Origin of the sequence: Actinospica acidithermotolerans, from assembly GCF_018139625.1 — a bacterium.
Taxonomy (GTDB): Bacteria; Actinomycetota; Actinomycetes; order Streptomycetales; family Catenulisporaceae; genus Actinospica; species Actinospica acidithermotolerans.
Map to the genome: position 1 here is coordinate 56,960 of NZ_JAGSOH010000002.1, position 25,766 is coordinate 82,725.

29 protein-coding genes are annotated in these 25,766 nt (G+C 70.7%); 4 read left to right on the plus strand and 25 right to left on the minus strand.

Translation table 11 applies throughout. The features are described 5' to 3' along the window. Positions 1–12: 12 nt before the first annotated feature. From KDK95_RS01070 to KDK95_RS01080, 3 genes are all read left to right on the plus strand, one after another. On the plus strand, positions 13–1,383 hold the full coding sequence (locus KDK95_RS01070) for an NAD(P)/FAD-dependent oxidoreductase (protein ID WP_212516037.1): 1,371 nt from the start codon (positions 13–15) through the stop codon (positions 1,381–1,383). Between the two features lie 97 nt (positions 1,384–1,480). After that, positions 1,481–2,245: an ATP-binding cassette domain-containing protein gene (locus KDK95_RS01075; RefSeq protein WP_212516038.1), complete on the plus strand. Its 765-nt coding sequence runs from the start codon at positions 1,481–1,483 to the stop codon at positions 2,243–2,245. Beyond that, a complete protein-coding gene (locus tag KDK95_RS01080) occupies positions 2,242–2,865 on the plus strand; it encodes a hypothetical protein (protein ID WP_212516039.1) in 624 nt (207 codons plus the stop codon). Before KDK95_RS01075 ends, KDK95_RS01080 begins: the two co-directional genes overlap by 4 nt. On the opposite strand, the gene KDK95_RS01085 is transcribed toward KDK95_RS01080, so the two are convergent. The 24 genes from KDK95_RS01085 to ffh all read right to left on the minus strand — a co-directional run bounded on the left by KDK95_RS01085 (position 2,810) and on the right by ffh (position 22,984). Continuing rightward, the gene (locus KDK95_RS01085; RefSeq protein WP_212516040.1) at positions 2,810–3,496 is read right to left on the minus strand and encodes an HAD family hydrolase; all 687 of its coding nucleotides are present in this window, start codon (positions 3,494–3,496) and stop codon (positions 2,810–2,812) included. The genes KDK95_RS01080 and KDK95_RS01085 overlap by 56 nt on opposite strands. Before the next feature lie 5 nt (positions 3,497–3,501). Beyond that, complete coding sequence (rlmN, locus tag KDK95_RS01090) at positions 3,502–4,611, minus strand: dual-specificity RNA methyltransferase RlmN (RefSeq protein ID WP_212516041.1); 1,110 nt, start codon at positions 4,609–4,611, stop codon at positions 3,502–3,504. 30 nt (positions 4,612–4,641) lie between these two features. Next, positions 4,642–5,469, minus strand: coding sequence for a phosphatidate cytidylyltransferase (locus KDK95_RS01095; RefSeq protein WP_307844061.1), 828 nt, complete (start codon positions 5,467–5,469; stop codon positions 4,642–4,644). Between the two features lie 180 nt (positions 5,470–5,649). Then, a complete protein-coding gene (frr, locus tag KDK95_RS01100; RefSeq protein WP_212516042.1) occupies positions 5,650–6,207 on the minus strand; it encodes a ribosome recycling factor in 558 nt (185 codons plus the stop codon). 62 nt (positions 6,208–6,269) lie between these two features. Beyond that, entirely contained in the window at positions 6,270–7,022 is a 753-nt protein-coding gene (gene pyrH, locus KDK95_RS01105) for a UMP kinase (protein WP_212516043.1), read from the minus strand. A 105-nt stretch (positions 7,023–7,127) separates the two neighbouring features. Then, positions 7,128–7,967 carry a translation elongation factor Ts gene (tsf, locus tag KDK95_RS01110; RefSeq protein WP_212516044.1) on the minus strand — a complete coding sequence of 280 codons (840 nt, stop codon included), beginning with the start codon at positions 7,965–7,967 and terminating at the stop codon, positions 7,128–7,130. 42 nt (positions 7,968–8,009) lie between these two features. Then, positions 8,010–8,921, minus strand: coding sequence for a 30S ribosomal protein S2 (gene rpsB / locus KDK95_RS01115; RefSeq protein ID WP_212516045.1), 912 nt, complete (start codon positions 8,919–8,921; stop codon positions 8,010–8,012). Positions 8,922–9,195: 274 nt separating this feature from the next. Next, a complete protein-coding gene (locus KDK95_RS01120; RefSeq protein ID WP_212516046.1) occupies positions 9,196–9,753 on the minus strand; it encodes a M23 family metallopeptidase in 558 nt (185 codons plus the stop codon). A gap of 77 nt (positions 9,754–9,830) precedes the next feature. Then, positions 9,831–10,424 (minus strand): TetR/AcrR family transcriptional regulator, encoded by a 594-nt coding sequence (locus tag KDK95_RS01125; protein WP_212516047.1) that lies wholly within the window; start codon positions 10,422–10,424, stop codon positions 9,831–9,833. 297 nt (positions 10,425–10,721) lie between these two features. Continuing rightward, positions 10,722–11,585, minus strand: coding sequence for an RNA polymerase sigma factor WhiG (gene whiG, locus KDK95_RS01130; RefSeq protein ID WP_249159995.1), 864 nt, complete (start codon positions 11,583–11,585; stop codon positions 10,722–10,724). Positions 11,586–11,758: 173 nt separating this feature from the next. After that, positions 11,759–12,922 (minus strand): DNA-processing protein DprA, encoded by a 1,164-nt coding sequence (dprA, locus tag KDK95_RS01135; protein WP_212516048.1) that lies wholly within the window; start codon positions 12,920–12,922, stop codon positions 11,759–11,761. Continuing rightward, complete coding sequence (locus tag KDK95_RS01140; RefSeq protein WP_212516049.1) at positions 12,919–14,490, minus strand: YifB family Mg chelatase-like AAA ATPase; 1,572 nt, start codon at positions 14,488–14,490, stop codon at positions 12,919–12,921. Before KDK95_RS01140 ends, dprA begins: the two co-directional genes overlap by 4 nt. Then, positions 14,490–14,903, minus strand: coding sequence for a hypothetical protein (locus KDK95_RS01145; protein ID WP_212516050.1), 414 nt, complete (start codon positions 14,901–14,903; stop codon positions 14,490–14,492). Before KDK95_RS01145 ends, KDK95_RS01140 begins: the two co-directional genes overlap by 1 nt. Beyond that, the gene (locus KDK95_RS01150) at positions 14,903–15,283 is read right to left on the minus strand and encodes a YraN family protein (RefSeq protein WP_212516051.1); all 381 of its coding nucleotides are present in this window, start codon (positions 15,281–15,283) and stop codon (positions 14,903–14,905) included. The genes KDK95_RS01145 and KDK95_RS01150 overlap by 1 nt, the downstream gene beginning before the upstream one ends. Before the next feature lie 141 nt (positions 15,284–15,424). Further along, positions 15,425–15,733: a DUF2469 domain-containing protein gene (locus KDK95_RS01155; RefSeq protein ID WP_212516052.1), complete on the minus strand. Its 309-nt coding sequence runs from the start codon at positions 15,731–15,733 to the stop codon at positions 15,425–15,427. Beyond that, positions 15,730–16,488, minus strand: coding sequence for a ribonuclease HII (rnhB, locus tag KDK95_RS01160; RefSeq protein WP_212516053.1), 759 nt, complete (start codon positions 16,486–16,488; stop codon positions 15,730–15,732). Before rnhB ends, KDK95_RS01155 begins: the two co-directional genes overlap by 4 nt. Positions 16,489–16,566: 78 nt before the next feature. Then, positions 16,567–17,604, minus strand: a complete 1,038-nt coding sequence (lepB, locus tag KDK95_RS01165; protein ID WP_212516054.1) for a signal peptidase I — start codon at positions 17,602–17,604, stop codon at positions 16,567–16,569. A 25-nt stretch (positions 17,605–17,629) separates the two neighbouring features. After that, positions 17,630–18,514, minus strand: coding sequence for a signal peptidase I (gene lepB / locus KDK95_RS01170; protein ID WP_212516055.1), 885 nt, complete (start codon positions 18,512–18,514; stop codon positions 17,630–17,632). Between the two features lie 180 nt (positions 18,515–18,694). After that, positions 18,695–19,048 (minus strand): 50S ribosomal protein L19, encoded by a 354-nt coding sequence (rplS, locus tag KDK95_RS01175; protein ID WP_212516056.1) that lies wholly within the window; start codon positions 19,046–19,048, stop codon positions 18,695–18,697. Positions 19,049–19,176: 128 nt separating this feature from the next. Next, a complete protein-coding gene (trmD, locus tag KDK95_RS01180; RefSeq protein WP_212516057.1) occupies positions 19,177–19,968 on the minus strand; it encodes a tRNA (guanosine(37)-N1)-methyltransferase TrmD in 792 nt (263 codons plus the stop codon). 17 nt (positions 19,969–19,985) lie between these two features. Then, entirely contained in the window at positions 19,986–20,495 is a 510-nt protein-coding gene (gene rimM / locus KDK95_RS01185; protein WP_372463243.1) for a ribosome maturation factor RimM, read from the minus strand. Between the two features lie 53 nt (positions 20,496–20,548). Continuing rightward, positions 20,549–20,788, minus strand: coding sequence for an RNA-binding protein (locus KDK95_RS01190; RefSeq protein WP_212516059.1), 240 nt, complete (start codon positions 20,786–20,788; stop codon positions 20,549–20,551). Between the two features lie 4 nt (positions 20,789–20,792). Beyond that, positions 20,793–21,242: a 30S ribosomal protein S16 gene (rpsP, locus tag KDK95_RS01195; RefSeq protein WP_212516060.1), complete on the minus strand. Its 450-nt coding sequence runs from the start codon at positions 21,240–21,242 to the stop codon at positions 20,793–20,795. Positions 21,243–21,439: 197 nt separating this feature from the next. Beyond that, positions 21,440–22,984 (minus strand): signal recognition particle protein, encoded by a 1,545-nt coding sequence (gene ffh / locus KDK95_RS01200; RefSeq protein ID WP_212516061.1) that lies wholly within the window; start codon positions 22,982–22,984, stop codon positions 21,440–21,442. 126 nt (positions 22,985–23,110) lie between these two features. On the opposite strand from ffh, the gene KDK95_RS01205 reads away from it, so the two are divergent. Further along, on the plus strand, positions 23,111–24,019 hold the full coding sequence (locus KDK95_RS01205; protein WP_212516062.1) for an exonuclease domain-containing protein: 909 nt from the start codon (positions 23,111–23,113) through the stop codon (positions 24,017–24,019). 89 nt (positions 24,020–24,108) lie between these two features. Here KDK95_RS01205 and KDK95_RS01210 read toward each other — a convergent pair whose 3' ends face one another. Next, on the minus strand, positions 24,109–25,734 hold the full coding sequence (locus KDK95_RS01210; protein ID WP_212516063.1) for a purple acid phosphatase family protein: 1,626 nt from the start codon (positions 25,732–25,734) through the stop codon (positions 24,109–24,111). Positions 25,735–25,766 lie beyond the last annotated feature (32 nt).

A 25,766-nucleotide genomic window follows, 5' to 3' on the forward strand; every position in this document is an offset into this window, starting at 1 on the left:
AGGAAAAAGCCCGTGACCGGCCCGAGCTTCTGGCACGACTCCCTGCCGCAACCCGTCACCCCGCGCCCGCCGCTGCCCGGCGACAGCGAGGCCGACGTAGTCATCGTCGGCGCCGGGTACACCGGCCTGTGGACGGCCTATTACCTGAAGAAGGCCGACCCCGGCTGCCGCGTCATCGTGCTCGAATCCGAGTACGCGGGCTTCGGCGCGTCGGGACGCAACGGCGGCTGGTGCTCGGCACTGTTCCCGTCGAGCCTGTCCAAGGTCGCGAAGGTCGCGGGTTCGCGCGACGCGGCGATCGCCTTGCAGCGGACGCTCAACGAGACCGTGGACGAGGTCGGCGCCGTCACCAAGGCGGAGGGCATCGACTGCCACTACGCCAAGGGCGGCACGATCATCCTCGCACGTACACCGGTCCAGCTGGAGCGCGCGCAGGAGGAGATCGCCGAGTTCCGCGAGTACGGCTTCGGCGAGGAGGACCACCGCCTGCTGACGGCCGAGGAGGCGAAGGCCGAGCTCGCCGCCACCGACGTGCTCGGCGCCACCTACACCCCGCACTGCGCGGCGATCCAGCCCGCGCTGCTGGCCAGGGGCCTGGCGGACGTCGTCGAGCGGATGGGCGTGCAGATCTACGAGCAGACGCCGGCCACCTCGATCTGGAACGGCGAGGCCCGGACCCCGCACGGCAACGTGCGCGCGGAGACGGTCGTGCGCGCGACCGAGGGCTACACGAAGACCATCTCGGGCTTCAAGCGCGCGATCGCCCCCGTCTACTCGCTGATGCTCGCGACCGAGCCCCTGACGGACGCTCAGTGGGACGAGATCGGGCTGAAGGGCCGTCAGACCTTCTCCGACGGCCGCCATCTGATCATCTACGGGCAGCGGACGGCCGACGGGCGGTTCGCGTTCGGCGGCCGCGGAGCGCCGTACCACTACGGCTCCTCGATCAAGCCGGAGTACGACAGCCACCCGCGCGTGCACACGGAACTCAAGCGAGTCCTCGACGAGATGTTCCCGGTCCTGCGCGACGTCCAGGTGAGCCGGACGTGGGGCGGCGCGCTCGGCGTGCCGCGCGACTGGTTCGCCTCCGTCGGCTACGACCGCGCGGCCAAGCTGGCGTGGGCGGGCGGCTATGTGGGTGACGGCGTGGGCGCGGCTAACCTGGCCGGCCGAACCTTGGCCGATCTGATTCGCGGCAAGCGCACGCCGCTGACGGCGCTGCCCTGGGTCGGGCATCAGTCGCCGAAGTGGGAATTCGAGCCTTTCCGCTGGATCGGCGCGAATCTGGGCCTGCGCGTGATGGACGGCGCGGACGCCGAGGAGTCGCGCACCGGCCGTGCCTCGCGGCGCGCGGCGCTGTTCGGCAGGTTCCTCGGAAGCTGAGATCCGGCCCCGAGCCGGCGGCCCGTCGATCATCAGATCGGATGAATCCCGCCCATCTCGGCGAGAAGCGGACGAGGATTTCGGGCATGGTGGGAGGGTGAGTGTTCCCTCGGACAATCCCGTGCTCAACGCCGTCGGCCTGGTCTTCCCGGCCGACGGCTCGGTACTGCGCGGAGCGCATCTGGCCGTCGGGGAACGCGAAGCCGTGGCTGTCCTCGGCGACGCGGGTTCCGGCAAGTCGGTCCTGCTCGCGCTGCTCTGCGGCATGCTGGAGCCGGCCAAGGGCAGTCTGTGGGCCAGCGGCCGCCCGCTGCACGTCCTGCCCACGGACCAGCGGCAGACCGTCTTCCGACGGCGCTTCGGCGTGCTGCCCCAGGACTGCCGTCTGCTCCCGGAGCTCACCGTCGCCGAGAACGTCGCACTGCCGCTGCGGCTGGCCGGGATGCGCTCGTCCCAGGCCATAGGGCGTTCGCGAGTCTGGCTGGAGCGCTTCGAGATAGAGGATCATGCCTCGAGCTCGGCCGCCGACCTGCCGAAGCCGATCCTGCGCCGCGCCGCACTGGCCCGCGCGCTGGTCGGCGATCCGACGGTCCTGCTGGCCGACGAACCGCTCGCCGACCTGTCCGTGCCGACGGCCGAGTCCACCGCGCGGATCCTGCGCTCCATCGCGGCGTCGCACGGCACCGCGGTCGTCGTGTTCACCCGCGAGGCGATGACGGCCGCGTACTTCGACCGGACGATCAAGCTCGCGGACGGCCGTACCGACACGATGGCCGCGACCGCACCGCCGGCGGCCGTGCCGCTGCTCGCTTCGAGTGAACAGGCTGCCGAATTCGGCCTGCCGCTGGGACGGACCCGATGAGCGCGGCGGCGACGCGGCCCGAAGAGGCGCCGGAGAGCTCGCGGCTGCCGGTGCTGCTCTGGCTGGCCTGGCGTTTCCTGCCTCCGCTGCACCGCCAGGACCAGCGCACGCTGACGTGGGTCGGCGCGTCCTGCGCGTACCTCGCGGTGCCGCTGACCGTGGGCCTGGCGGCCGACCACGTGCCCGGGCTGACCCTGCTCAGCCTGCTGTTCCTCTCGGCGCCCGGGCTGCCGATCTGGTGGATGAGCGCGATTCCGCTCGGCGAGCGCCGCCGCGAGACCTCTCTGGCGCTGCGTCAGGCGCGGATCAACACGCGCAGCGCCGCGGCCACCTCGATCAGCAGGCAGGTGGCGTACCCGGCGGCCGGAGCGATCGCCGGCACGGTGCTGATCGCGCTGCTGCACGGTCCGATCGGCCGCGCGCTGCCGGCGAAGGCGCCGCTCGCGATCGCGATCAGGAGCGCATCGGGCAACTGGCTGCTCGCGTCCGTGGCCTCGGTCGCACTGCTCGTCGCGCTCACGGCCGTCCTCGGCACCAAGGGTTCGGCCGACTGCTACGCGAAGGTCAGACGCCTCGCGACAAGGATCGGTCGTCGCGAAGCAGCTCCACAGCCTCAATGAGCGAATCCACCACCGGCACTCCGAGACCAGCGGCCTCCAGATTGCGCCGACTGGATGAACCGCCGGTGTAGAGCACGGCCGTCGCGCCGACTTCGAGCGCGGCCATGGCGTCGTCCACGCAGTCGCCGACCAGTGCCACCTCCGCCGGTTCCAGCCCGTCGTACGCGGACTGAAGGTGGGTCAGGTGCACGGCGAGGTACTTCGTCTTCGGCCCGTAGTCCAGCGCGGGCGGACGTCCGTCGACCCGGGCAAGCCGCGCGGCCAGTCCGAAGGAGTCGACCAGCGGGATCAGCTTGTCGTGGTCGTACATGGACAACAGCGACTGGGAGCGCGGCGCCCAGGAGTCGAGCGCGGTGATCGCGTCGGCCGTCAGGCCGCACCCGTACATCCCGGCCGAGTAAGTCTGGCTGAAGGCCGCCTCGACGAGCTCCCACTCTTCGGCCGAGAACGCCCGCCCGACCATCGCCAGGTAGAAGTCCTGGAGGGGGCGCCGGTAGAGGTCCTGGTAGAGCTCGCCGCCGAGCGAGGGGAAGCCGACGGCGGCGAGCGAGGCGTTCGTCGAGTTGGTGACCAGGGGCTGGTCGTCGAACAGGGTGCCGTTCCAGTCCCAGACGATGTGTCGGATGCGCACCGGCGTCAGTCCTCGTGCGCGGCGAGCTGGCCGCAGGCGCCGTCGATCTCCCGGCCGCGGGTATCCCGGACCGTCACCGGCACGCCGTGCGCCTCGAGCGTGCGCACGAACGCGGCCTCGTCCTCGGGCCGGGAGGCGGTCCACTTCGAGCCCGGCGTCGGGTTCAGCGGGATCAGGTTCACGTGCGCGAGCTTGCCCTTGAGCCGCTTGCCGAGCAGGTCGGCGCGCCAGGCCTGGTCGTTGATGTCCTTGATCAGCGCGTACTCGATGGAGACGCGGCGGCCGGTCTGCCCCGCGTAGTCCCACGCGGCGCCCAGCACCTCGCCCACCTTCCAGCGCGTGTTCACCGGCACGAGCTCGTCGCGCAGCTCGTCGTCCGGGGCGTGCAGCGAGACGGCCAGCGTGACGCTCAGCTTCTCCGCCGTCAGCCGCTCGATCGCCGGGACCAGGCCGACCGTGGAGACGGTGATGTGCCGCTGGGACAGGCCGAGGCCCTCCGGCGCCGGGTCGACCAGCCGGTGCACCGCGCCGATGACCGCCTTGTAGTTCGCCAGCGGCTCGCCCATGCCCATGAACACGACGTTGGACACCCGGCCGGGACCGCCGGGCACCTCGCCGCGGGCCAGCGTGCGGGCTCCGGCGACCACCTGCTCGACGATCTCGGCGGTCGACATGTTGCGGGTCAGCCCCGCCTGGCCGGTCGCGCAGAACGGGCAGTTCATGCCGCAGCCGGCCTGCGAGGAGACGCACATCGTGGTGCGGTCCGGGTAGCGCATCAGCACGGACTCGACCAGCGCGCCGTCGTGCAGCTTCCACAGGGTCTTGCGCGTCGTGCCCTTGTCCGCGGTCAGCTCGCGCACCGGCGTCATCAGCGCCGGCAGCATCGCCTCGCGCAGTTGCTCACGCTGGGCCAGCGGGATGTCCGTCCAGCCCTGCGGGTCGTCCTCGAGCCGGTCGAAGTAGTGCTTGGACAGCTGCGCGGCCCGGAATCCGGGCAGACCGGCGTCGCTCAGGGCCTGCTTGCGCTCGGCGAGGGTCAGGTCGGCGAGGTGACGCGGGGGCTTGCCCCGGCGCGGGGCCTCGAAGACCAGCACCCCCGGCTTCTGTGCGCTCATCCCTCTATTGTCCCATGCGGGGACCGGTGCTCATTTCCTGAGGAAGACCGAGAGCAGCAGGTAGACGACCGGGGCCGTGGGCAGCAGCGAGTCGAGCCGGTCCATGATGCCGCCGTGGCCCGGCAGCAGGTGCCCCATGTCCTTGATGCCGAGGTCGCGCTTGATCATCGACTCGCACAGGTCGCCGAGCGTCGCGCTGGCCACGACCGCGACGCCGGTCACCGCGCCCTGCCAGTACTGGCCGTGCAGCATCAGGTTCATCCCGACCGCGCCCGCGGCGGCCGCGGCGACGACCGAGCCGAACAGCCCCTCCCAGGACTTCTTCGGCGAGATCTTCGGGGCGAGCGGGTGCCGGCCGATCAGCACGCCGGCAGCGTAGCCGCCGGTGTCGTTGCAGACCACCAGGATCAGGAAGAGCAGCACGCGCTGGGCGCCCTGGTCCTCGGCCGTCAGCAGTGCCGCGAACCCGGCCAGGAACGGCACGTAGACCACGGCCAGGATGCCCGCGGTGGCGTCCCGCAGGTAGCCCTCGGCGCCGTCGGCCAGCCGCCAGACCAGGATGGCCACGGCCGTCAGCGCCAGCACCGAGGCCAGCGCGCCCTCCCCGGAGAAGTACGCGGCGGCGAGGATGCCCAGGCCGCCGACGCACACCGGCACCAGCGGCAGGACGATGCCGCGCTCCTTGAGCGCGTTGCTCAGCTCGCGCAGCGCGAACAGGACGGCGAGCGCGATCACGCCGATGAACGCGGCCTTCTCCACCAGGAGCGAGGCGACGATCACCGCGCCGAGGCCCACGCCGACGCCGATGGCCGCGGGCAGGTTGCGGCCGGCCTTGCCCGTGGCCTTGGGCTCCGCCACGGGCTGCTCCCTCCGCTTCACAGCGTTTGTCACCAGCGCCCGCCCACTTTCCTTTTCGCTCTCACGACAACAATCCTCGCTCCGGACCGCCGCCGCAGGAAGGCTACACCGCCCGCCTTTTCACAGCTCGGGCCGCCCGCGAGTCCCCCCGTGGGCGGCCGGGCCGCGCCGTCGCCCCGCTCACACCTCGAGCAGTTCGGCTTCCTTGTGCTTGAGCAGCTCGTCGATCTTGGCGGTGTGCTTCGCGGTCAGGTCGTCGAGCTCCTTCTCCGCGCGCCGGCCCTCGTCCTCGCCGACCTCGCCGTCCTTGACCAGCTTGTCGATGGCCTCCTTGGCGTGCCGGCGGATGTTGCGCACCGACACCTTGGAGTCCTCGCCCTTGGACTTGGCGAGCTTGATGTACTCGCGGCGGCGCTCCTCGGTCAGCTGCGGGAAGACCACGCGGATGAGGTTGCCGTCGTTCGACGGGTTCACCCCCAGGTCGGAGTCGCGGATCGCCTTCTCGACGGCGGCCAGCGAGCTCTTGTCGTAGACGGAGATCGTCGCCATCCGCGGCTCCGGCGCCTGGATCGTCGCCAGCTGCGGGATGGGGGTCATGGTGCCGTAGTAGTCCACCACGATCTTGTTGAACATCGCCGGGGTGGCCCGGCCGGTCCGGATGCCGGCGAAGTCCTCCTTGGCCACGGACACGGCCTTGTCCATCTTCTCCTCGGCCTCGAGGAGGGTCTCGTCGATCATCACGGCTCCCTACATCCGGGTTCTGCACATTGGGTTGGGACTAAGCTGCTGCAGGGCACACGCTACTGCGCGTCGAGGTCGTCGACACGGCACACCAGGGTACCGATCTTCTCCCCGGCCACGGCGCGGCCGATGTTGCCCTCGGTCTCCAGCTCGAAGGCGAGCAGCGGAAGCTTGTTGTCGCCGCACAGCGAGACCGCCGCGGCGTCGATCACCTTCAGGCCGCGCACCAGGAACTCGCGCGGGTCGATCACGTCGAAGCGGTGCGCGTCCGGGTTCGCCTTGGGGTCGGAGTCGTAGATGCCGTCCACCCCCTGCTTGGCCATGAGCACCACCTCGGCGCCGATCTCCAGCGCGCGCTGGGCGGCCGTGGTGTCGGTGGTGAAGAACGGCATTCCGGCGCCGGCGCCGAAGATGACCACGCGGCCCTTCTCCAGGTGCCGGATGGCCTTGCGCGGGATGTACGGCTCGGCGACCTGGGCCATGGTGATCGCGGTCTGCACCCGCGTCTCGACGCCCTGCTTCTCCAGGAAGTCCTGCAGCGCCAGGCAGTTCATGACGGTGCCCAGCATGCCCATGTAGTCGCCGCGGGCCTGCTCCATGCCGCGGATCTTGAGCTCGGCGCCGCGGAAGAAGTTGCCGCCGCCGACCACGACGGCGATCTGCGTCCCGGTGGCCCGCTGCGCCTCGGCGATCTGCCGGGCGATCGACTGCACCACGTCGGGGTCGACCCCGACCTTGCCGCCGCCGAACACCTCCCCGGACAGCTTGAGCAGGACACGCTTGTACGGGGATTTGCTGAGTCGTTCCGGCACGCTCGACCTCCTGGCTCGGTATTTCTCGGCTTCTCGCACGGAAGGGCGGCTCCGTGTGGGTATCGCTGTGGCTACCTCACACGGAACCGCCCCTCGTGGCTCGGATCAGACCCCGACGCGGAAGCGGGCGAAGGCCTGCAGCGTCACGCCGGCCTCCTCGAGGACCTTGGCGACCGTCTTCTTCGGATCCTTGGCGAACGCCTGCTCGAGCACGACGTTCTCCTTGAAGAAGCCGTTGACGCGGCCCTCGACGATCTTCGGCAGCGCGGCCTCCGGCTTGCCCTCCTCGCGGGAGGTCTCCTCGGCGAGGCGGCGCTCGTTCGCCACCACGTCGGCCGGGACCTCATCGCGGGTCAGGTAGGCCGGCGAGAACGCGGCGATGTGCTGCGCCACGTCCTTGGCCGTCTCCGCGTCCGCCTTGTCGAGCTGGACCAGCACGCCGACCTGAGCCGGCAGGTCCGGCGAGGTCTTGTGCAGGTAGGCGGCGACGAAGCCGCCCTCGAAGGTGGCGGTGCGGCGCAGCTCGATCTTCTCGCCGAGCGTCGCGTTGGCCTCGTCCACGAACTCCTGGACGGTCTTGCCGCTGCTCGGGAAGGTGCTCGCGAGCAACTGCGGGACCTCGGCCGGGCCGGTGGCCACGGCGTGGGCCAGCAGCTCGGCGGCGACCTGCTGGAACCGCTCGCCCTTGGCGACGAAGTCGGTCTCGCAGGCCAGCTCGAGCAGCGTGCCCTTGCTGCCGTCGGCCTCGATCTGCGCGGTGACCAGGCCGTTGGAGGCCGTGCGGCCCTCGCGCTTGGTCACGCCCTTGAGGCCCTTGACCCGCAGGTACTCGACGGCCTTGTCGAAGTCGCCGTCGGTCTCCTCGAGCGCCTTCTTGCAGTCGAGCATCCCGGCCGCGGTGAGCTCCCGCAGCTTCTTGATGTCGGCGGCGGTGTAGTTCGCCATCTGTGTTGAACCCCTGTCTCTACCTTGTCGCGGTGCGGAAGGTCAGGCCTGCTCGGCCGTGGTCTCGGTCGCGGGGGCCTCGGCCTCGGCCTCGGCGGCCGGAGCGTCCTCGGCAGCCGGAGCGGCCTCGGCGGCGGGCTCCGCGGCGGGGGCCTCGGCGGCCGGAGCGGCGTCCGCGGCCGGGGCCAGCAGGTCCTTCTCCCACTCGGCGAGCGGCTCGCCGGCGGCGACCTCGGCACCCTCGGTCGCGGCGGCCTGCTGGCCGGAGCGGGCGACGAGGCCCTCGGCCACGGCGTCGGCCACGACGCGGGTGAGCAGCGCGACGGAGCGGATCGCGTCGTCGTTGCCCGGGATCTTGTAGTCGACCTCGTCCGGGTCGCAGTTGGTGTCCAGGATCGCGATCACCGGGATGCGCAGCTTGCGCGCCTCGCCGACGGCGATGTGCTCCTTCTTGGTGTCGATGATCCACACCGCGGAGGGGACCTTCTGCATGTCCCGGATGCCGCCCAGGGTCTTGTCCAGCTTCTCCTTCTCGCGGCGCAGGACCAGCAGTTCCTTCTTGGTCATGCCGGACGCGGCGACGTCGTCGAAGTCGATGAGCTCGAGCTCCTTGAGCCGCTGCAGCCGCTTGTAGACGGTGGAGAAGTTGGTGAGCATGCCGCCCAGCCAGCGCTGGTTCACGTAGGGCATGCCGACCCGCTTGGCCTGCTCGGCGACGGCCTCCTGGGCCTGCTTCTTGGTGCCGACGAACAGGACGGTGCCGCCGTGCGCGACCGTGGCCTTGATGAACTCGTAGGCGCGGTCGATGTAGGACAGCGACTGCTGCAGGTCGATGATGTACGTGCCGTTGCGCTCGGTGAGGATGAAGCGCTTCATCTTCGGGTTCCAGCGACGGGTCTGGTGTCCGAAGTGGACGCCGCTCTCCAGGAGCTGGCGCATGGTGACGACGGCCATTGCCGTGTCCTCCTCGTAGTTCGTTTCCGGTTTGTCCGCGGGATCCCGGGGCCCCGCGAGGGGTTCGGGACCTTCGCCCTGGTGTCCGGGCGGACGGTCGCACCGCGCCGTAACCGCGGGTGAGGCGGATCGGGGCGGAACCGTGCGGCCGCCGTTCAGGCCCGCCCGGAGGCGGACTCGGCCATGGACACGCGAATTCGGTCCGCGCGCGCTCCGATCTTGGTCGGATCGGTGAGTCGCGGACCTGGGTTCTGGTTTGTACTGCCGAGACATTCTAACCGGTTCCCGGACCGGCCATGACCGGTTCGAGCCGCACCTGTCCGCAGCCGAGCAGCAGCAGCGGGTCGAAGTAGGCGGTGCCGTGGCCGTGTCCGCTGAGCAGCCCCCAGTGCAGGCAAGGAGAGGCGGCGCAGTGCCCCGCCTCCAGAGTGCCCACCTGCTCGCCTGGCGCGACCGTGGCGCCGACCGGAACGGACGACGCGACGGGCTCGTAGCTGGTTCGAAGTACGCCGTGCCCGATCACCACCACCCCGCGGTCGACGAGCCGCCCGGCGTACAGCACGACCCCGGACCCGGCGGCCCGCACCGGATCGCCCAGGCGCCCCGCGAGGTCCACGCCCCGATGTCCCGCATCCCACCGATGCGCCGGCGGCTCGAACGGCCGCAGAACGGTGGGCCCGGCCCGCACATCCGGTCTCTCCAGGGGCCATCGCCAAACCGTGTCGTTGTTCGTCGGCGCACAGGGCGGATCCCCGACCGCCGCCGAACCGGTCGAACTCACCGCGGCGAACGCCGAGGCCGCCACCGTCATCAATGTGATCAGAACGCGCATGCCTCAACCGTGCACACACGGCTGACTCTATGCGGTGAAATCGACCTCAGACGGTACGGATATGCCCATTCGGACGTTCAGGACAGGCGGCGGCGGGCTCCGCGCACTCCGAAGAGGATGAGCGTGAGCGTCGCCTCGATGGTCGCGTTCGGGTCGGCCCCGGCGTCGATCCGCTTTGCGGCGCCGTCGATCGCGCCCTGCAGCGCGGCGGCCGTGGCGCGGGCGTCCGAGTGGCCGAGGCGGCGCAACGCGCCGACGACCAGGTCGACCAGCAGGCTGTGCGCGCTCCGTATCCGGTCCCGGGCCGAGCCGTCCAGCTCGAGCGCCGAGAGCGCCAGCAGGTTGCGATGGCCCGGCTGGGAAACCAGTTCCAGCTGTCGGCGCACGTAGGCGGCGATCTGCCGTTCCGGCGTCGGCTGGGCGAGCATCACGCCCCTGATGTCGTTCACGGCCGCCGGGAAGTCCTCGACGGCCAACGCCTCGACCACGTCGCCCTTGGTCTTGAAGTACTCGTAGACCGAGGAACGCGCGAGGCCGGCCCGCTCCGCCATGGCGGAGAAGGTCACGGCCGAGATCCCGCCCTGCGCGAGCAGGTCTCTGGCCGCGTCCAACAGGGCCGCGCGCTGCATGCTGCGATGCTCGGCGACGGTCGCTGCTTTGATCCTCGGCACAGGCTCAGCGTAGACGACGTGCGGCCCGCGCGGGACCGCATCAGCGAAGTTCAGCCGATGACAACTTCGCCGGCCGCCCGCCGCGTCACCGAAGCTCCGCCAACCGAGTGCGCAACGTGAGTCCGGCCGCCCGCCACCTCACCGAAGCTCCGCCAACCGAGCGCGCAAGGTGAGTACGGACGCGTGCCCCATCACCGAAGCTCCGCCAGCCGAGTACGCAACGTGAGTCCGGCCGCCCGCCACGTCACCGAAGTTCCGCCAGCCGAGTGCGCAACGTGAGCCCGGACGCCCGCCACCTCACCGAAGCTCCGCCAACCGAGTACGCAGTGTGAGTACCGCCTTGGCGTGGATCTGGCAGACCCGGCTCTCGGTGACGCCGAGCACGCCGCCGATCTCGCCGAGCGTCATTCCCTCGAAGTAGTAGAGGGTCACGACGGTCTTCTCCCGGTCGGGCAGCGTGTTGACGGCCCGGGCCAGCAGATGGCGCGTTTCCCGGTTCTCGGCGACCTCGACCGGGTTCTCGGCGGAGACGTCCTCCAGCGTCTCCATCAGGCTCAGCCGGCCGCCGTCGCCGGTGGACAGGGTCAGCACCTCGTCCAGCGCGATGACGTTGACCAGCGAGAGCCGGGAGAAGATGTGGTGCAGCTCGCCCAGGGTGATATGCAGCTCTGCGGCAATCTGCCGCTCCGAGGGCGTGCGGCCCAGCTTGTGCTCGAGCCGGACCACCGCCTGCTCGATCTCCCTGGCCTTCTGCCGCAGCGAGCGCGGGATCCAGTCCAGCGCTCGCAGTTCGTCGATGATGGCGCCGCGGATCCGGTTGATCGCGTACGTCTCGAACTTGATCGCCCGCTCGGGGTCGTAGCGCTCGATCGCGTCGATCAGCCCGAAAATGCCGTAGGAGACGAAGTCGGCGTGCTCCATGGACCCGACAAGCCCGACCGAGACCCGCCCCGCCACGTACTTGACCAGCGGCGAGTAGTGCAGGATCAGCTGTTCGCGCAGCCGCGGGTCCCCGCTCGCCTTGAACTTGGCCCACAGCTCGGCCATCGCCGCCGCGCCCATCGCCGCATCAGGCCCCCCGCCGCCGAGAGCCGCCGTCGGCGTGCGGCCGGATTCGGCCTGCGCCACGACGCTCCCCTGCTGCTGGGTGTTCCTGGACATGTCGAGCCCTGATCTACTCAACCTTTACACGAGCGGCCACAGGCGGTTCCGGAAAGGTATATCGACTGGCCATGAGCGTATCGCACACACTCGGGCACGCCTGGTAACCGACACCGTCTTCCACACGATCCGGTGATCTGATCCCGTGACCGCGTCAGCCGGGAATATCGCGGTCACCTCCCCAGCGCCCACCCCCCGCCGGTTCTGACGGCCTGTCCGAGGCCCGCGAGCCGCCCGAGCAGGGCCAAGACCTCGGACGGAGCCAAGCCGGTTTCGGCGGCGAGCGTCAGCACCGGTGCGGCACGACCGGATCGCGCCGTGGGCAGCGCCTCGCGCACCAGCGCGGCACGCGGGTCGATTTCCGTTGCTGCTGACGGGGTGTCGGACTTCTCGACCCGCCGCGCGACAGGACTGGACTCCTCGATCCCGAGCTCCGCGAGCACCTGCGGGCCGTCCACGGCCGGGATCGCCCCGTCGCACAGCAGCCGATTCGTGCCGGTCGATTCGCGCGTCGTCACCGGACCCGGCACCGCGAACACGGCCCGGCCGAGCTCGGCGGCGAGCCGCGCGGTGACCAGGGACCCGCTGCGGACGGCCGCCTCGACGACCACCGTCGCCATCCCCAGCGCCGCGATCAGCCGGTTCCGCGACAGAAAGCGGAAGCGCGTCGGCCGCGAACCGGGCGGCAGTTCGGCGAATACCGCGCCACGCTGCCCGATCGCCTGGATCAGCTCCGTGTGCGACGCCGGGTAGCTCCGGTCGATGCCGCACGCCAGCACCGCCACGGTCGCCCCGCCTGCGTGCAGTGCACCTCTATGCGAGGCGCCGTCCACGCCGATCGCCGCGCCGGAAACGATCGCGACATCGGCCCGCGCGAGTTGCGAGGCCAGCTTCGCGGCGGCCAGCGCTCCGTAGGGTGTGCACTGCCGCGCGCCGACCATCGCGACCGACGGCGCGCGGTGGTCGAACCGCCCGATCATCCAGATGCCGAAAGGCGCGCGCTCGCCGAGGTCCTCGAGCGAATCGGGCCAGTCCGCGTCGCCCGGGATCAGGAACCGGGCGCCGACCGCAGCCCCGGCAGCCAGATCGGCCATCGGATCGGCGCCGGGCAGTTTGAGCTCCATCCCGGCGCGGCGCCCTTCAAGCCGCTCGACCAGCTGAGCCGGCCAATCTGGTGGCGACCAGCCCCGTTCAAGGATCGCGCGCAGCATCTCGGCGGGCGCGGCGACCTCACGGAGCGCGGCGAACAGCCGGTCGTCCGGCTCGATGAGGCGGCTGAGCATCAGCCGGACCATGCGCGCGTCGTCATAGTCGATCTCGGGGATGAACAGGCTCATGCGAAGGCTCCGGAGTGGAACGTCGTGGAGAGTCGGAAGCTGAGCGCGGTGTCGAGCTCTGTGCGGCCTGGTCTGTCGCGGCCGGCGAGGTCGGCGAGCGTCCAGGCGACGCGCAGCACGCGGTCGAGCCCGCGGGCCGTGAGCACGCCCGCTTCGAGGGCCTGCTCGGCGCCTTCGAGCGAGTCGGCTCCGAGCGGCCAGTGCGTGCGGAGAAATCGGGCGGGAACCTGTGCGTTGAGGCGCCACGGCGTGTCTCTGAGCCGCCGTACGGCCCGATCCCGGGCCTGCCGGACTCGGTCGGCCACCTGAGCCGTGCTCTCGCTCGCCAGGCCCCCTGCGGCCGCCGCCAAGAGCTCTGTGGAGCCGACCGGGGACACGTCCACGCGCAGGTCGATTCGATCGAGCAGCGGGCCGGATATTCGGCCGAGGTACGCACTACGACTGCGCGAGCTGCACGTGCAGGCTCCGTGCGTCGACATCGCCAGTCCGCACGGACAAGGGTTCGCCGCCGCGACGAGGAGAAAATCCGCTGGAAACGTCGCCACACCCGCACTGCGCGCGATCACGACCTCGCGGGATTCGATCGGCTCACGGAGCGAGTCCAGGGCCACGCGGCCGAACTCGGGAGCCTCGTCGAGGAAGAGAACCCCGCGGTGAGCGCGGGATACGGCGCCGGGCCGAATCACCGCCGCACCGCCGCCGACCAGGGCCGGCACGGTCGCGGAATGGTGGACCGCGCAGAAGGGCGGCTCGGTGACGAGGGGTTTCGCGGGGTGGAGGGTCCCGGCGAGGGAATGGACCGCCGTCACCTCCAGCGCGGCACGCTCGTCCAAGGGCGGGAGCAGGCCGGGAAGGCGTTCGGCGAGCATCGTCTTGCCCGAGCCCGGAGCTCCGCAGAGGAAGAGGTGGTGGCCGCCCGTCGCGCTGACCTCCAGGGCGAGTCGGGCTTCGAACTGGCCGAGTACGTCGGCCATGTCCGGCGTGTCAGGATTCGGTGACGGTGACGGGACAGGGCGCGGGAGGACGGGCACTGACGGCTCGTCGGGGATCGGCTCTCCGTTGGCGTACGCGACGGCCTGGCGCAGGGTGCGGACGCCGATGGTGCTGACGCCGGTGACCTGCTCGGCCTCGATGAGGTTGTCCTCGGCGACGCAGACCTTCTCATAGCCGGCGCGCGCGGCGGCCAGCACCGAGGGCAGGACGCCGCGGACGGGGCGGACCGAGCCGTCGAGGCCGAGTTCGGCGATGAAGACCGTCTCGCTCAGCCCCGCCGGGCGGACCTTGCCGTCGGCGCGCAGGACGGCGATGGCGATGGCCAGATCGAAGCTGCTGCCCTGCTTGCGGATCGAGGCGGGCGCGAGGGAGACGGTAAGCGAGGTCTGCGGCCAGCTGATCGCGCTGTTGATGACTGCGGCGCGGACGCGGTCGCGGGACTCGGACAGGCCGGTGTCGGGCAGGCCGATCAGGCTGAAGCGGGACAGGCCGGCCGTGACGACGGCCTCGGCCTGGACCAGGACGCCGGACAGGCCGAGCAGGGCCACCGCGCTCGCCCGGCCGTACCCGGCCATCAGGCCACCGCCCGCAGGTGCTCGATCCCGACGAGCGGGTGCAGTGCGCGGCCGTGCCAGGCGGACATCCGGCCACCGCCCCGCAGATGCTCAAGCACGACGAGCGGGTGCAGTGCGCTGCCGTGCAGGGCAGCCATCACGCCCCAGTTCCGCACATGCTCGACCACCCCGAGCGGGTGCAGTGCGCGGCCGTGCCAGGCGGACATCCGGCCACCGCCCCGCAGATGCTCGACCACGACGAACGGGTGCAGTGCGTGGCCGTGCCGGGCGGACATCCGGCCACCGCCCCGCACATGCTCGACCACGACGAGCGGGGGCAGTGCGCGGCCGTACCGGGCGGACATCACGCCCCAGCTCCGCACATGCTCGACCACGACGAGCGGGTGCGGCGCGTGGCCGTACCGGGCGGACATCAGGCCACCGCCCGCAGGTGCTCGATCGCGACGAGCGGGTGCGGCGCGCGGGGGTCGAGGCGGACGGCGACGACGTCGATGCGCACGGAGCGGCGGGCGGCGGGATGCTCGCGCAGCCAGAGGACCGCGAGCCGGCGCAGCCGGGCGGCCTTATCGGGGGTGACCGCCTCGGCCGGGTGCGCGAGCGCGGCGCCGGTGCGCGTCTTGACCTCGCAGACGACCAGCGCCCGCCGGTCCCGCAGCACGAGGTCGAGCTCGCCGGGCCCCTCGGCCGCCGGGCTGCGCCAGTTCCGGTCGAGGACGCGGTACCCGCGCCCCTCGAGGTACCGCCGGGCCGCCTCCTCGCCGAGACGGCCGATCCGGATGTTGCGGCTGGTCAAAGCGCCCTCCCCTGGTTCCTGATGATCCGTTGGATCCAGGGTGCGGCAGGGACGGGCGCTATGTCCGGTATCTCAGTGAAAGGTTAGAAAACTCGGGTGCGTGAAGGTGCCCTCGTGCCCAGGTTGAGCGTGCGGCGCGGCTCAGTCGGTGGGAACCTCGAGGTCGGGCTTGGCCAGCTCCTCGACGTTGACGTCCTTGAAGGTGACGACCTTGACGTTCTTCACGAAGCGCGCGGGCCGGTACATGTCCCACACCCAGGCGTCCGCCATGGTCACCTCGAAGTAGACCTCGCCGTCGCTGGTCTTCGGCTCGAGCTCGACCTGGTTGGTGAGATAGAACCGCCGCTCGGTCTCCACCACGTACCGGAACAGGCCGACCACGTCGCGGTACTCCCGGTAGAGCTGCAGCTCCATCTCGGTCTCGTACTTCTCGAGGTCTTCCGCGCTCATCTACGCGCTCCCCACTGGGTCTCGGTCAGGTCGAGCAGGAGGTCGCCCTGGGTCGGCGGCGACGCGTCCGCACCGGTGTGCGATCCCGGCCCGTCGGCTCCATTGTCACCCACCGCGCGAGCGGGGACGTTCGCGTAGGTCAGCCGGTGCTCCGGACAGGGACCGTGCAGCTCCAGCGCCGCCTGGTGCACGGCGGTCGCATAGCCCTTGTGGCCGGCGAATCCGTACACCGGCCACTGCTCGTGCATCTCGGCCAGGATCCGGTCGTGGGTGACCTTGGCCAGGATGGACGCCGCGGCGATGCAGGCCACGAGGCGGTCGCCCTTCACCACGGCCTGCGCCGGGACGCCGAACGCGGGGACCATGAAGCCGTCGATCAGGGCGAGGGCGGGGCGCAGCCCGCCGAGGCCGGCCACGGCCTCGCGCAGCGCCCGGTAGTTGGCCTCCTGGACGCCGACGCGGTCCACCTCGGCCGCCGGGATCACCGCCACCGCCCAGGCGAGGGCGCACGCGGTCACCTCGTCGTAGAGCCGGTCGCGCTGCCGCGCGGTGAGCATCTTGGAATCGCCCAGGCCCTCGATGCGCAGCCCGGGCGCCAGCACCACCGCGCCGGCCACCAGCGGGCCGGCGCAGGCTCCCCGGCCGGCCTCGTCCGCACCTGCCACCGGGGTCACGCCCGCCGCCTCGAGCTCGAGGACGTAGGCGTAGAGGTCGCGCCCGTCGCCGACACGGGGCGAGCGCGGACCTTCGAACAACGGGCTCGGCTCATCGGCCGCGGGGCCGGGCCGAGCCCGTCGTGCTGCTTGCTTCGGGACTACCGACACCACCTCAGGTTAACCGGTGGTGGCCCGCTTCGCCGCCAGCAGCCTCCGCCGCTTGCGGCGCTTGAGCGCGAGCGGCATCGTGCCGACCAGCGCCACGCCGGGAACGGCGCCAGGCAGGGCCAGCGCGGACAGCCCGACCTGCTTGAACGTGCTCGGGATGGGCAACGTCTTCCAGTGGCTGATCGGCCAGACGACGATGTCCGCGCGGCCGACCACGTTGCCCACCGGCACCATGCCGCCGAACTCCTGCTGCTGGTGGTAGCGGGAGTCCAGCGAGACGCTGCGGTGGTCGCCCATGACCCACAGGTAGCCCTGCGGCACGGTCACGTCGAAGGGCTTGAGGTAGCCGGAGTTCGGCTCGTCGCCGGGATAGAGGTAGTTCTCGGTCAGCGCGACGCCGTTCACCGTGATCTGGCCCTGCGCGTTGCAGCAGACCACGTGGTCGCCGCCGACGCCGATGACCCGCTTGATCAGGTCGCCGTTGTCCGCGGGCAGCAGGCCGACCCAGGTCAGCGCGCTCTTGAGCCAGTTGCCGCTGGTGGTCGTGCTGGTGGTGCTGTCCTCCAGCCAGTTGCCCGGGTCCTCGAAGACCACGACCTCGCCGCGGCTCGGCGTGCTGCCCAGCCACTGCGCCGCCCGGTTGACCAGCACCCGGTCCCCCGGCTGCAGCGTGTTCTGCATCGAGCCCGAGGGGATGTAGAAGGCCTGCACCAGGAAGGTCTTGATCAGGAACGCCAGGACCAGCGCGAAGACCACCAGGAAGGGCAGCTCCACCAGGAACGGCCGCGGCTTCTTCGGGAACAGGAAGCGCCATACGACGGCGAACGGGAAGGCCAGCCAGCCGAGCGCGGAGCTCGGCCTGGCCACGCCGGCGAGGCGCTCGCCCTGCTCGGGCTCCTCCGGCCGTTCCCGCTCGCCGGGCTGCTCCGGGCCCGCGGCCGCGGACCCGTCCGGCGTGGCGGCCGCAGGGACGTAGGCCCCGTTGTGCGGCTGCTCTCCCGGTTCCACGGCCTCGGGCAGGCCAGTGTCCGGTCTCTCCACGGTCATCGTGCGCCCCTCATTAGGTTCCTCGTCAAGCGTTCCGGTCCTGCCTACCACACGTTCGCCGGCGTCTTCGGCGCACTCGGCGCGCCGCCCGCCCGCCGGCCAGCCGCAGCGGGACGGCGCCGAGGAGGGCGGTGGCCGGCAAGGTGCCGGTCGGCAGGCTGGAGAGCACGGTCAGACCCTCCTGCGAAAAGGTAGCCGGAACTCCCAGTCCTCCGGCGCGACTTGGCGGCCAAATCAACACGAACGCGTGACCCACCACATCGCTGATCGGAACCATTCCACCAAACTTGTCCGTCATGTGGAACCGCGAGTCCGCGGAGTCGGCGCGGTTGTCGCCCATGACCCAGATGAAGCCGGCCTTGACGCGGACGTCGAAGGTGATGGTGGACGGCGCCGAGCCGGGAAAGATGTACGAGCTCTCACTGAGCGGGACGCCGTTGACGGTCACCCGGCCCTGCTTGTCGCAGCACTTGACCTCGTCGCCGGGGATGCCGATGACCCGCTTGATCAGGTCGTGCTGGTCGTCGGAGGGCAGCAGGCCGACGAAGGTGAACACGTCCTTGACGTAGCGCACGGCCACGTTCGAGGTGTCCGGGGCGGCGGTGGCCGGCAGCCAGCCGCCGGGGTCGTTGAACACGACGACCTGGCCGCGCTGCGGCTGCGCGCCGAACCACGGGGAGAACTTGTTCACCAGCACCCGGTCGCCGGGCATGATCGTGTTCTCCATCGACTGCGAGGGGATGAAGAACGCCTGCACCACGAAGGTCTTGATGCCGAGAGCCAGCACCAGGGCTATGGCCAGCAGCAGCGGCACCTCGCGCCAGAGTTTGATCGGCTTGAGCCGGCGCCTGCGGCCGCGGGCGGGCGCGGTTGCGGGCTCCTGCCTGCGCCGCGTCCCTCTCGCCGCCACCCGGTCCTCCGTCCACAGGTCCGCTGAAGCGACCGTCGCGCGCTCATCCGTCGCGGCAGACTACTACGTCCCCTGATCGCCGCGCTGCACACCGGGTCGCCGGACCGGGAAAGCCGACGCCCCCGGCCCTTGGACTCACCAAGGTACCGGGGGCGGCTGAGAGAAATGTAGGACCGGGAACTACTTGTTCCAGTCCACCTTCTCCTTGATCTTCGCCTTCTTGCCGCGCAGGTCGCGCAGGTAGTACAGCTTGGCGCGACGCACGTCACCGCGGGTGATGACCTCGAGCTTCTCGAAGATCGGCGAGTGCACCGGGAAGGTGCGCTCGACGCCGACGCCGAAGCTGATCTTGCGGACGGTGAAGGTCTCGCGCACGCCGTCGCCCTGGCGGCGGATGACGACGCCCTTGAACTGCTGGACCCGGGAGCGGTTGCCCTCGATGACCTTCACGTGGACGTTCACGGTGTCGCCGGGGCGGAAGGCCGGGACGTCGGAGCGCAGCGACTTGGCGTCGAGCTCAGCGAGCTTTTGCATGGTTTTCTCCTCGCACGTGCCACAGGTCACGCACGGCTCAATACTGCGGGGATGGAGGCTGCCGCATCCGGACGTTCCCGCTCCCCCTGTGGCAGGGGCGGGCACACGGGTGGCGACGTGCCGAAGGCTTAGTCTCGCACGTGGGACGGCGATTCCGGAAATCCGAGCTCCGCCAGCGCGGCGCGGTCCTTCTTGTCCAGCGTCTCCGGGTCGAGCGCGCGCAGCAGATCGGGCCGGTTGGCCGCGGTGCGGGCGAGCGCCTGGTCCCGCCGCCAGCGGGCGATGGCGCCGTGGTTGCCGGAGATCAGGACGGGCGGGACCGACCGGCCGCGCCATTCCGAGGGCTTCGTGTAGACCGGGCCCTCGAGCAGGCCGGCCATCGGACCGTCGGCGAACGAGTCGTCGCGCGCGGACTCCGCATTGCCGAGGACGCCGGGCAGCAGCCGGGCGACGGCCTCGACCATGACCAGGACCGCGGCCTCGCCGCCGGCCAGCACGTAGTCGCCGATGGAGAGCTCCTCGACGGGCATGGTCTCGGCGGCGGCGTCGATCACGCGGCGGTCGATGCCCTCGTAGCGGCCGCAGGCGAAGACCAGGTGCCCGCGCTCGGCGAGCTCGGCGGCCTTGGCCTGGGTGAACGGACGTCCGCTGGGGGTGGGCACGACGAGGGTGGGCGGCTGCGCCGCGTCGTCGGAGGCGGTGACGGCCTCCAGCGCCAGCGCCCAGGGCTCGGCCTTCATGACCATGCCGGGGCCGCCCCCGTAGGGCGTGTCGTCGACGGTGCGGTGCACGTCGTACGTCCACTGACGCAGGTCGTGCGTCTCGATGCTCAGCAGGCCCTTGTCGGCGGCCTTGCCGAGCAGGGAGACGCGGAGCGGTTCGAGGTACTCCGGGAAGATCGTGATGACGTCGATGCGCATGGGGAGGCAGCCCCCTTCTAGAGCGAGAGCAGGCCCTCGGGCGGGTCGACGAGCAGCAGGCCCTGCTCCAGGTCGACCTCGGGCACGAACTCTGCGATGAACGGGAGCAGCAGCTCGCCGCCGTCGGGGCGGCGGATGACGAACAGGTCCTGCGCCGGGCCGTGCACCATCTGCTCCACGACGCCGAGCTCGGCGCCGTCGACCGAACGCACCGTCAGGCCCTCGAGCTGGTGGTCGTAGTACTCGTCCGGATCGTCAGGCAGCTCGGTCGGGTCGACCTCGGCGACGAGCAGGGTGTTGCGCAGCTGCTCGACGGCGGTGCGGTCCGCGACGCCCTCGAAGGAGAGCACGAGCCGGCCGCCCTGCACCCGTCCGGCGCGGACGGTCAGCGGGCCGCGCTCGGCGGGATCCGTCAGCAGCACGGCTCCGGGCGCGAAGCGCAGCTCCGGGTCGTCGGTGCGGACCTCGACGGTCGCCTCGCCCTTGATGCCGTGCGCCTTGCCGATACGGCCGACGACGAGCCGCAGTGACTCCTGCGGCTCGTCGTCGGAGTGATTCTCGATGGCCATGCTCTACGGCTTCAGCGCAGACCGGGCGCTTCGACCAGGTCGATGCGCACGGCGCGGCCCCCGAGGGCGTGGATGACGGTGCGCAGCGCGTTCGCGGTGCGACCCTGCCGTCCGATCACCTTGCCGAGGTCGTCGGGGTGCACGCGCACCTCGAGAATCCGGCCGCGGCGCAGCGTGCGGTCGCGGACGGTGACCTCGTCGGGATGTTCGACGATCCCCTTCACCAGGTGTTCGAGGGCCTCTTCGAGCATCGCCTCAGGCCTCGGTGCTCTCGGCGGCCGGAGCCTCGGCGCTCTCCTCGGCCTTCGGAGCGTCGGCCTTCTTCTCGGCCTTCTTCTTCGGCGTCGCGGCGGCCTTCGGCTCCGACTCGGCCTCCTTGGCGGCGGCCTCGAACAGCGCCTTCTTGTCCGCCTTCGGCGCGGCGACCTTCATCGGCGCCGGGGCGGGCAGGCCCTTGAACTGCTGCCAGTCGCCGGAGACCTTGAAGATGGCGACGACGGCCTCGGTCGGCTGGGCGCCGACCTTCAGCCAGTGCTGGGCGCGCTCGCTGTTCACCTCGATGAAGGACGGGTCCTCCTTCGGGTGGTACTTGCCGATCTCCTCGATCGCGCGACCGTCACGCTTGGTGCGGGCGTCGGCGACGACGATGCGGTACTGGGGGTTGCGGATCTTGCCCAGGCGCTTCAGCTTGATCTTGACTGCCACGGGAGTGGAATCTCCTGAATTCTCAATTCGGGTGGACGGGCGGGAACGGCGCGTGGGGATTGCTCCGACTCGCCTATCCGAAAGGACGCGACGTCCGGCGGAGAGAGGGGCCGCCGAGGCCGAGTGCTCAGCGACCCATTATGCCAGACCTAAACCCCTGCTCCGGACCCTCAATCGAGGCCCGGAATCGGCGGGATTCAGCCCAGCATCTTCTTGAACTCGTCCGGCAGCTCGAAGTTCTGCGGCACCTCGGCGGCGCCGTTCGCGGCCGCCGCGGCGCGCTCCGCCTTCGCCGCCTCCTCGGCCTTGCGCTTGGCCGGGTTGCCCGAGCGGGACTTGTTCTTCGAGCGCGCGGCCTGTGCGTTCGCCTTGGCCTTGGCGCTCATCCGGCGGCCGCCGCCGGCGCCGAAGCCGGGCATGCCGGGCAGTCCGGGGATGCCGCCGCGGCCCATCGACTTCATCATCTTCTGCGCCTCGGTGAAGCGCTCGAGCAGGTTGTTGACCGCGGAGACGTGCACGCCGGAGCCGCGGGCGATGCGCGCGCGCCGGGAGCCGTTGAGGATCTTCGGGTCGCGCCGCTCCTGCGGGGTCATCGAGCGGATGATCGCCTGGACGCGGTCGATCTCCTTGTCGTCGACCTGGTTGAGCTGCTGCTTCATCTCCCCCATGCCCGGCAGCATGCCCATGATCTTGGAGAGCGATCCCATCTTGCGGATCTGCTCCATCTGGACCAGGAAGTCGTCCAGGGTGAAGCTGTCGCCGCCCATCAGCTTCTTGGCCATCTCTTCGGCCTGCTGGGCGTCGAAGGCCTTCTCGGCCTGCTCGATCAGGCTGAGCATGTCGCCCATGCCGAGGATGCGCGAGGCCATCCGGTCCGGGTGGAAGACGTCGAAGTCGTCCAGCTTCTCGCCGTTGGACGCGAACATCACCTGACGGCCGGTCAGCTGCGCCACGGACAGCGCCGCGCCGCCGCGCGCGTCGCCGTCGAGCTTGGTCAGCACCACGCCGTCGAAGCCGACGCCGTCGAGGAAGGCCTGCGCGGTGGTGACCGCGTCCTGGCCGATCATCGCGTCGAGGACGAACAGGATCTCCTGCGGGCCGACCGCGTCGCGGATGTCGGCCGCCTGCCGCATCAGCTCCTCGTCGATGCCGAGGCGCCCGGCGGTGTCGATGACGACCACGTCGTGCTGCTTGGCGCGGGCGTACTCGATCGAGTCCCTGGCGACCTTCACCGGGTCGCCGACGCCGTTGCCCGGCTCGGGGGCGTACACGGGCACGCCGGCGCGCTCGCCGACCACCTGCAGCTGGGTCACCGCGTTGGGGCGCTGCAGGTCGGCGGCGACCAGCATCGGGGCGTGGCCGTTGGACTTCAGCCAGCGGCCCAGCTTGCCCGCGAGGGTCGTCTTACCGGCACCCTGGAGGCCGGCCAGCATGATGACCGTCGGCGGCTGCTTGGCGAAGCGCAGCCGGCGGGTCTCGCCGCCGAGGATCTTGATGAGCTCCTCGTTGACGATCTTGATGACCTGCTGGGCGGGGTTGAGCGCCTGGGAGACCTCGGCTCCGAGGGCGCGCTCCTTGACCGCGGCGACGAAGGGCCGCACGGCGGCGAGCGCCACGTCCGCCTCGAGCAGCGCGATCCGGATCTCCCGGCAGGTGGCGTCGATGTCCTCCTCGGAGAGGCGGCCCTTGCCCCGCAGGGATTTGAAGGTCGCTGCCAGGCGGTCGGAAAGCGTGTCGAACACGGCGGCGTCAGTCCTCGGTCAGTGGGATGGAATGCTGTTCTCCCGTCCAGGGTAGCCGCTGCGCGAGTGATGTCGGCGGGCTCGCCTATCGTGAGATGCAGTCAACAGGAAGGGTCGGTTCGGCGGATGGCAACCAACCGTTTCCCCGGTACGTGCAAGACCTGCGGGACCCAGGTCCCCGCCGAGCAGGGCGAGCTGCGCAAGGAGCAGGGAGCCTGGATCGTCTACCACCCGGGCTGCCTGCCCGCCGCGGCCCCCGGCTGGCACACCGGGGTGCTCGGTTCCTACGACTGCGAGACCACCGGCCGCGATCCGCTCACGGCCCGGCTGATCTCGGCGGCGTTCGTCACCAGCGACGGGCGGCGGCACGACTTCCTGGTGAACCCGGGCGTGCCGATCCCGCCGGAGACCACGGCCGTGCACGGGATCACCGACGAGCGGGTGCGCGAGCACGGCACTGACCCGGTCCAGGCGCTGGAGCAGATCGCCGATCTGCTCGCCGCGCACCTGTCGGCCGGCCTGCCGCTGGTCGTCTTCAACGCGCCCTACGACCTGACCCTGCTGGAGGCCGAGCTCGAGCGGCACGGCCTGCGCTCGCTGGCCGGGCGGGTGGGCCGGATCGAGCCGGTGATCGACCCGCTGGTCATCGACAAGGCGGTGGACCGCTGGCGCAAGGGCAAGCGGAACCTGGAATCGCAGTGCGCGCACTACGGCGTGGTGATCGAGGGCGCGCACGACGCGGCGGTGGACGCCATCGCGGCGCTCGAGGTCGCGAAGGCGCTGGCCGAGCGCTACCCCGAGGTCGGCCAGTCCAGCCTGGCGGACCTGCACCGGCAGCAGGAGCAGTGGAAGGCCGCGGCCGAGGCGGATTTCGCGGCCTACCGGCAGCGCCGCGGCGAGGAGTACACGGCGGAGCACGGCTGGCCGGTCCGGCAGCGCGGGCCGATCGCGGAGGTCGTCGCGGTCGCCGAAGCCGTCGCGGAGGCCTCGGCCACCGTCCCCGAGCTGCCGGAAGCCCCCGGATCGCTCTTCTAGCGAGCCCGCTCTGCACGATGTTCCACGCGGTTTCACGCGAGTGTTCCACGTGGAACATCATGCAGAGCGATGCATAAAGATTCCAGCGGCTAGCCGTCGGAGCGCCGGCGATAGAGCGTGAAGCTTTCCAGCGCCTGCACCGTGCCGTAGGGCTGCACCACGTTGTAGTAGGTGACCCGGATGCTGGTCGTGCCGCCCGGCGCGCTGCCCGGGTCCACGTCGAAGGCCGCGAAGCCGTAGGGGTGCTCCTCGTCCCGGAAGGCCGACCAGACGGCGTCCTCCATGACGTAGGTCGGCTTGCGCTTGCCGGTGGTGACCGGGCCGCTGACCGCGGTGATGACCTTCGCCTGGCCGTTGGTGAAGAACTCGGTGTTGCTGTTCGCCGAGTTTCCGCCGCCGCCGAGCACCATGTGCACGGTGCCCTGGCCGGTATCGATGTTGGCGTCCTCGGTCGAGACCGGGTTCGGCGTCAGCGTCTCCGAGCCGGAGACCGTGCCGCGCACCGCATAGGAGCGCTCGTAGTCGTGCTCGTGACCGCACACGACGAGGTCGACCTCGTACTCGTCGAACAGCGGTCCCCAGCTCTCCCGGATGCCGAGGTCGGCCCCGTTCGCGTTGCAGGAGCTGATGATCACCTGGTGCATGCAGACGACGACCCAGTCGATCGCCTTCGACTTTCGCGCAGCCGCGAGTTGCTTCTCCAGCCAGGCCTTCTGCTCGCCGCCGCTGTAACCGTTGACGTAGCTGTCGCCCGCGTCCTGCAGGGCCACGTCGTCGTTGGCGACGACGATGACGCGCACGCTGCCGACGGTGAAGGCGTACCAGAGGCCTTCGAAGTCCGCGGAGCCGTTGCTCGGCACCGAGAAGCGGGTGCGGAAGGAGTCATAGCCGATGGCGCCGTTGCCGAGCTCGTTCTCGTGGTTGCCGGGGGCCGGCATCCACGGCCGCTTGCGGGCGGAGCGCTCGTTGTTGGTGAAGAAGTCGTTCCAGGTGCGCACTCGGTCGACCGAGAGGTTCGCGTAGCTCAGGTCGCCGTTGATCAGGTGGAACAGCGGGCGGACCTGCTCGATCGCATCCACGATGTCGCCGGCGGACGGCGCGGCGAGGGTGGTGATCTCGGCGGAGTACGAGGTGCCGCTGGTCCCCCAGCTCGAGGTCGGCACGCACTGGTCGCCGAAGCTGGTGAAGGTGAACGGGCTGCGCCCGACCGGCGCGGTCTCGAAGGTGCCGGCGTCCGGCAGCACGCCGTCGGCCAGGGCGGCGTAGATGTACGTCGTGTTCGGCTGCAGGCCGGTGAGCCTGGCGTGGTGGATGTAGCACTCGATCTTGGAGTCGGCGTCGATGTAGGTGACCGTCTCGGCGCGCGCCTCGTCGCCGAAGCCGCCGTCCGGCGTGCCGAAGCGCACGCGCGGGTTGGAGACCGACGCGGCGGTGCTCCAGGAGACGGTCATCTCCCGGGCCGGGTCGGTGCCGAAGGTCAGGTGCAGCCCGGAGTTCGGCGGTGCGCCGAGCTTCTCAGGCTGCTTCCAAAGGAGCGGAGAAGGGGTCTTGGACGCGGTGGACGTTGCAGAAGATGCGGACACTGCGGCGGATGCCTCCGAGTCGACGAGGATCACGGGCGCTGCCGCGAACGTGCCCGTGACGGCGGCGGCACGCAGCGCGGATCGACGCGAGAGCGGCAGCCTGCCCTCGCCGTCGGTGGTGTGGGTAGTCATGGTTCTGGACGTTAGCCGTGCAGTCTGTCCTG

Coding starts and splice junctions, on each gene's coding strand:
- lepB (WP_212516054.1), bottom strand. CDS start 17,604: ATGACCGTGGAGAGACCGGACACTGGCCTGCCCGAGGCCGTGGAACCG.
- tsf (WP_212516044.1), bottom strand. CDS start 7,967: ATGGCGAACTACACCGCCGCCGACATCAAGAAGCTGCGGGAGCTCACC.
- rlmN (WP_212516041.1), bottom strand. CDS start 4,611: ATGAGCGCACAGAAGCCGGGGGTGCTGGTCTTCGAGGCCCCGCGCCGG.
- KDK95_RS01080 (WP_212516039.1), top strand. CDS start 2,242: ATGAGCGCGGCGGCGACGCGGCCCGAAGAGGCGCCGGAGAGCTCGCGG.
- KDK95_RS01155 (WP_212516052.1), bottom strand. CDS start 15,733: ATGAGCGCGGAAGACCTCGAGAAGTACGAGACCGAGATGGAGCTGCAG.
- rpsB (WP_212516045.1), bottom strand. CDS start 8,921: ATGGCCGTCGTCACCATGCGCCAGCTCCTGGAGAGCGGCGTCCACTTC.
- KDK95_RS01190 (WP_212516059.1), bottom strand. CDS start 20,788: ATGCTCGAAGAGGCCCTCGAACACCTGGTGAAGGGGATCGTCGAACAT.
- KDK95_RS01120 (WP_212516046.1), bottom strand. CDS start 9,753: ATGCGCGTTCTGATCACATTGATGACGGTGGCGGCCTCGGCGTTCGCC.
- KDK95_RS01145 (WP_212516050.1), bottom strand. CDS start 14,903: ATGTCCGCCCGGTACGGCCACGCGCCGCACCCGCTCGTCGTGGTCGAG.
- rplS (WP_212516056.1), bottom strand. CDS start 19,048: ATGCAAAAGCTCGCTGAGCTCGACGCCAAGTCGCTGCGCTCCGACGTC.
- KDK95_RS01205 (WP_212516062.1), top strand. CDS start 23,111: ATGGCAACCAACCGTTTCCCCGGTACGTGCAAGACCTGCGGGACCCAG.
- trmD (WP_212516057.1), bottom strand. CDS start 19,968: ATGCGCATCGACGTCATCACGATCTTCCCGGAGTACCTCGAACCGCTC.
- dprA (WP_212516048.1), bottom strand. CDS start 12,922: ATGAGCCTGTTCATCCCCGAGATCGACTATGACGACGCGCGCATGGTC.
- KDK95_RS01210 (WP_212516063.1), bottom strand. CDS start 25,734: ATGACTACCCACACCACCGACGGCGAGGGCAGGCTGCCGCTCTCGCGT.
- whiG (WP_249159995.1), bottom strand. CDS start 11,585: ATGTCCAGGAACACCCAGCAGCAGGGGAGCGTCGTGGCGCAGGCCGAA.
- frr (WP_212516042.1), bottom strand. CDS start 6,207: ATGATCGACGAGACCCTCCTCGAGGCCGAGGAGAAGATGGACAAGGCC.
- KDK95_RS01140 (WP_212516049.1), bottom strand. CDS start 14,490: ATGGCCGGGTACGGCCGGGCGAGCGCGGTGGCCCTGCTCGGCCTGTCC.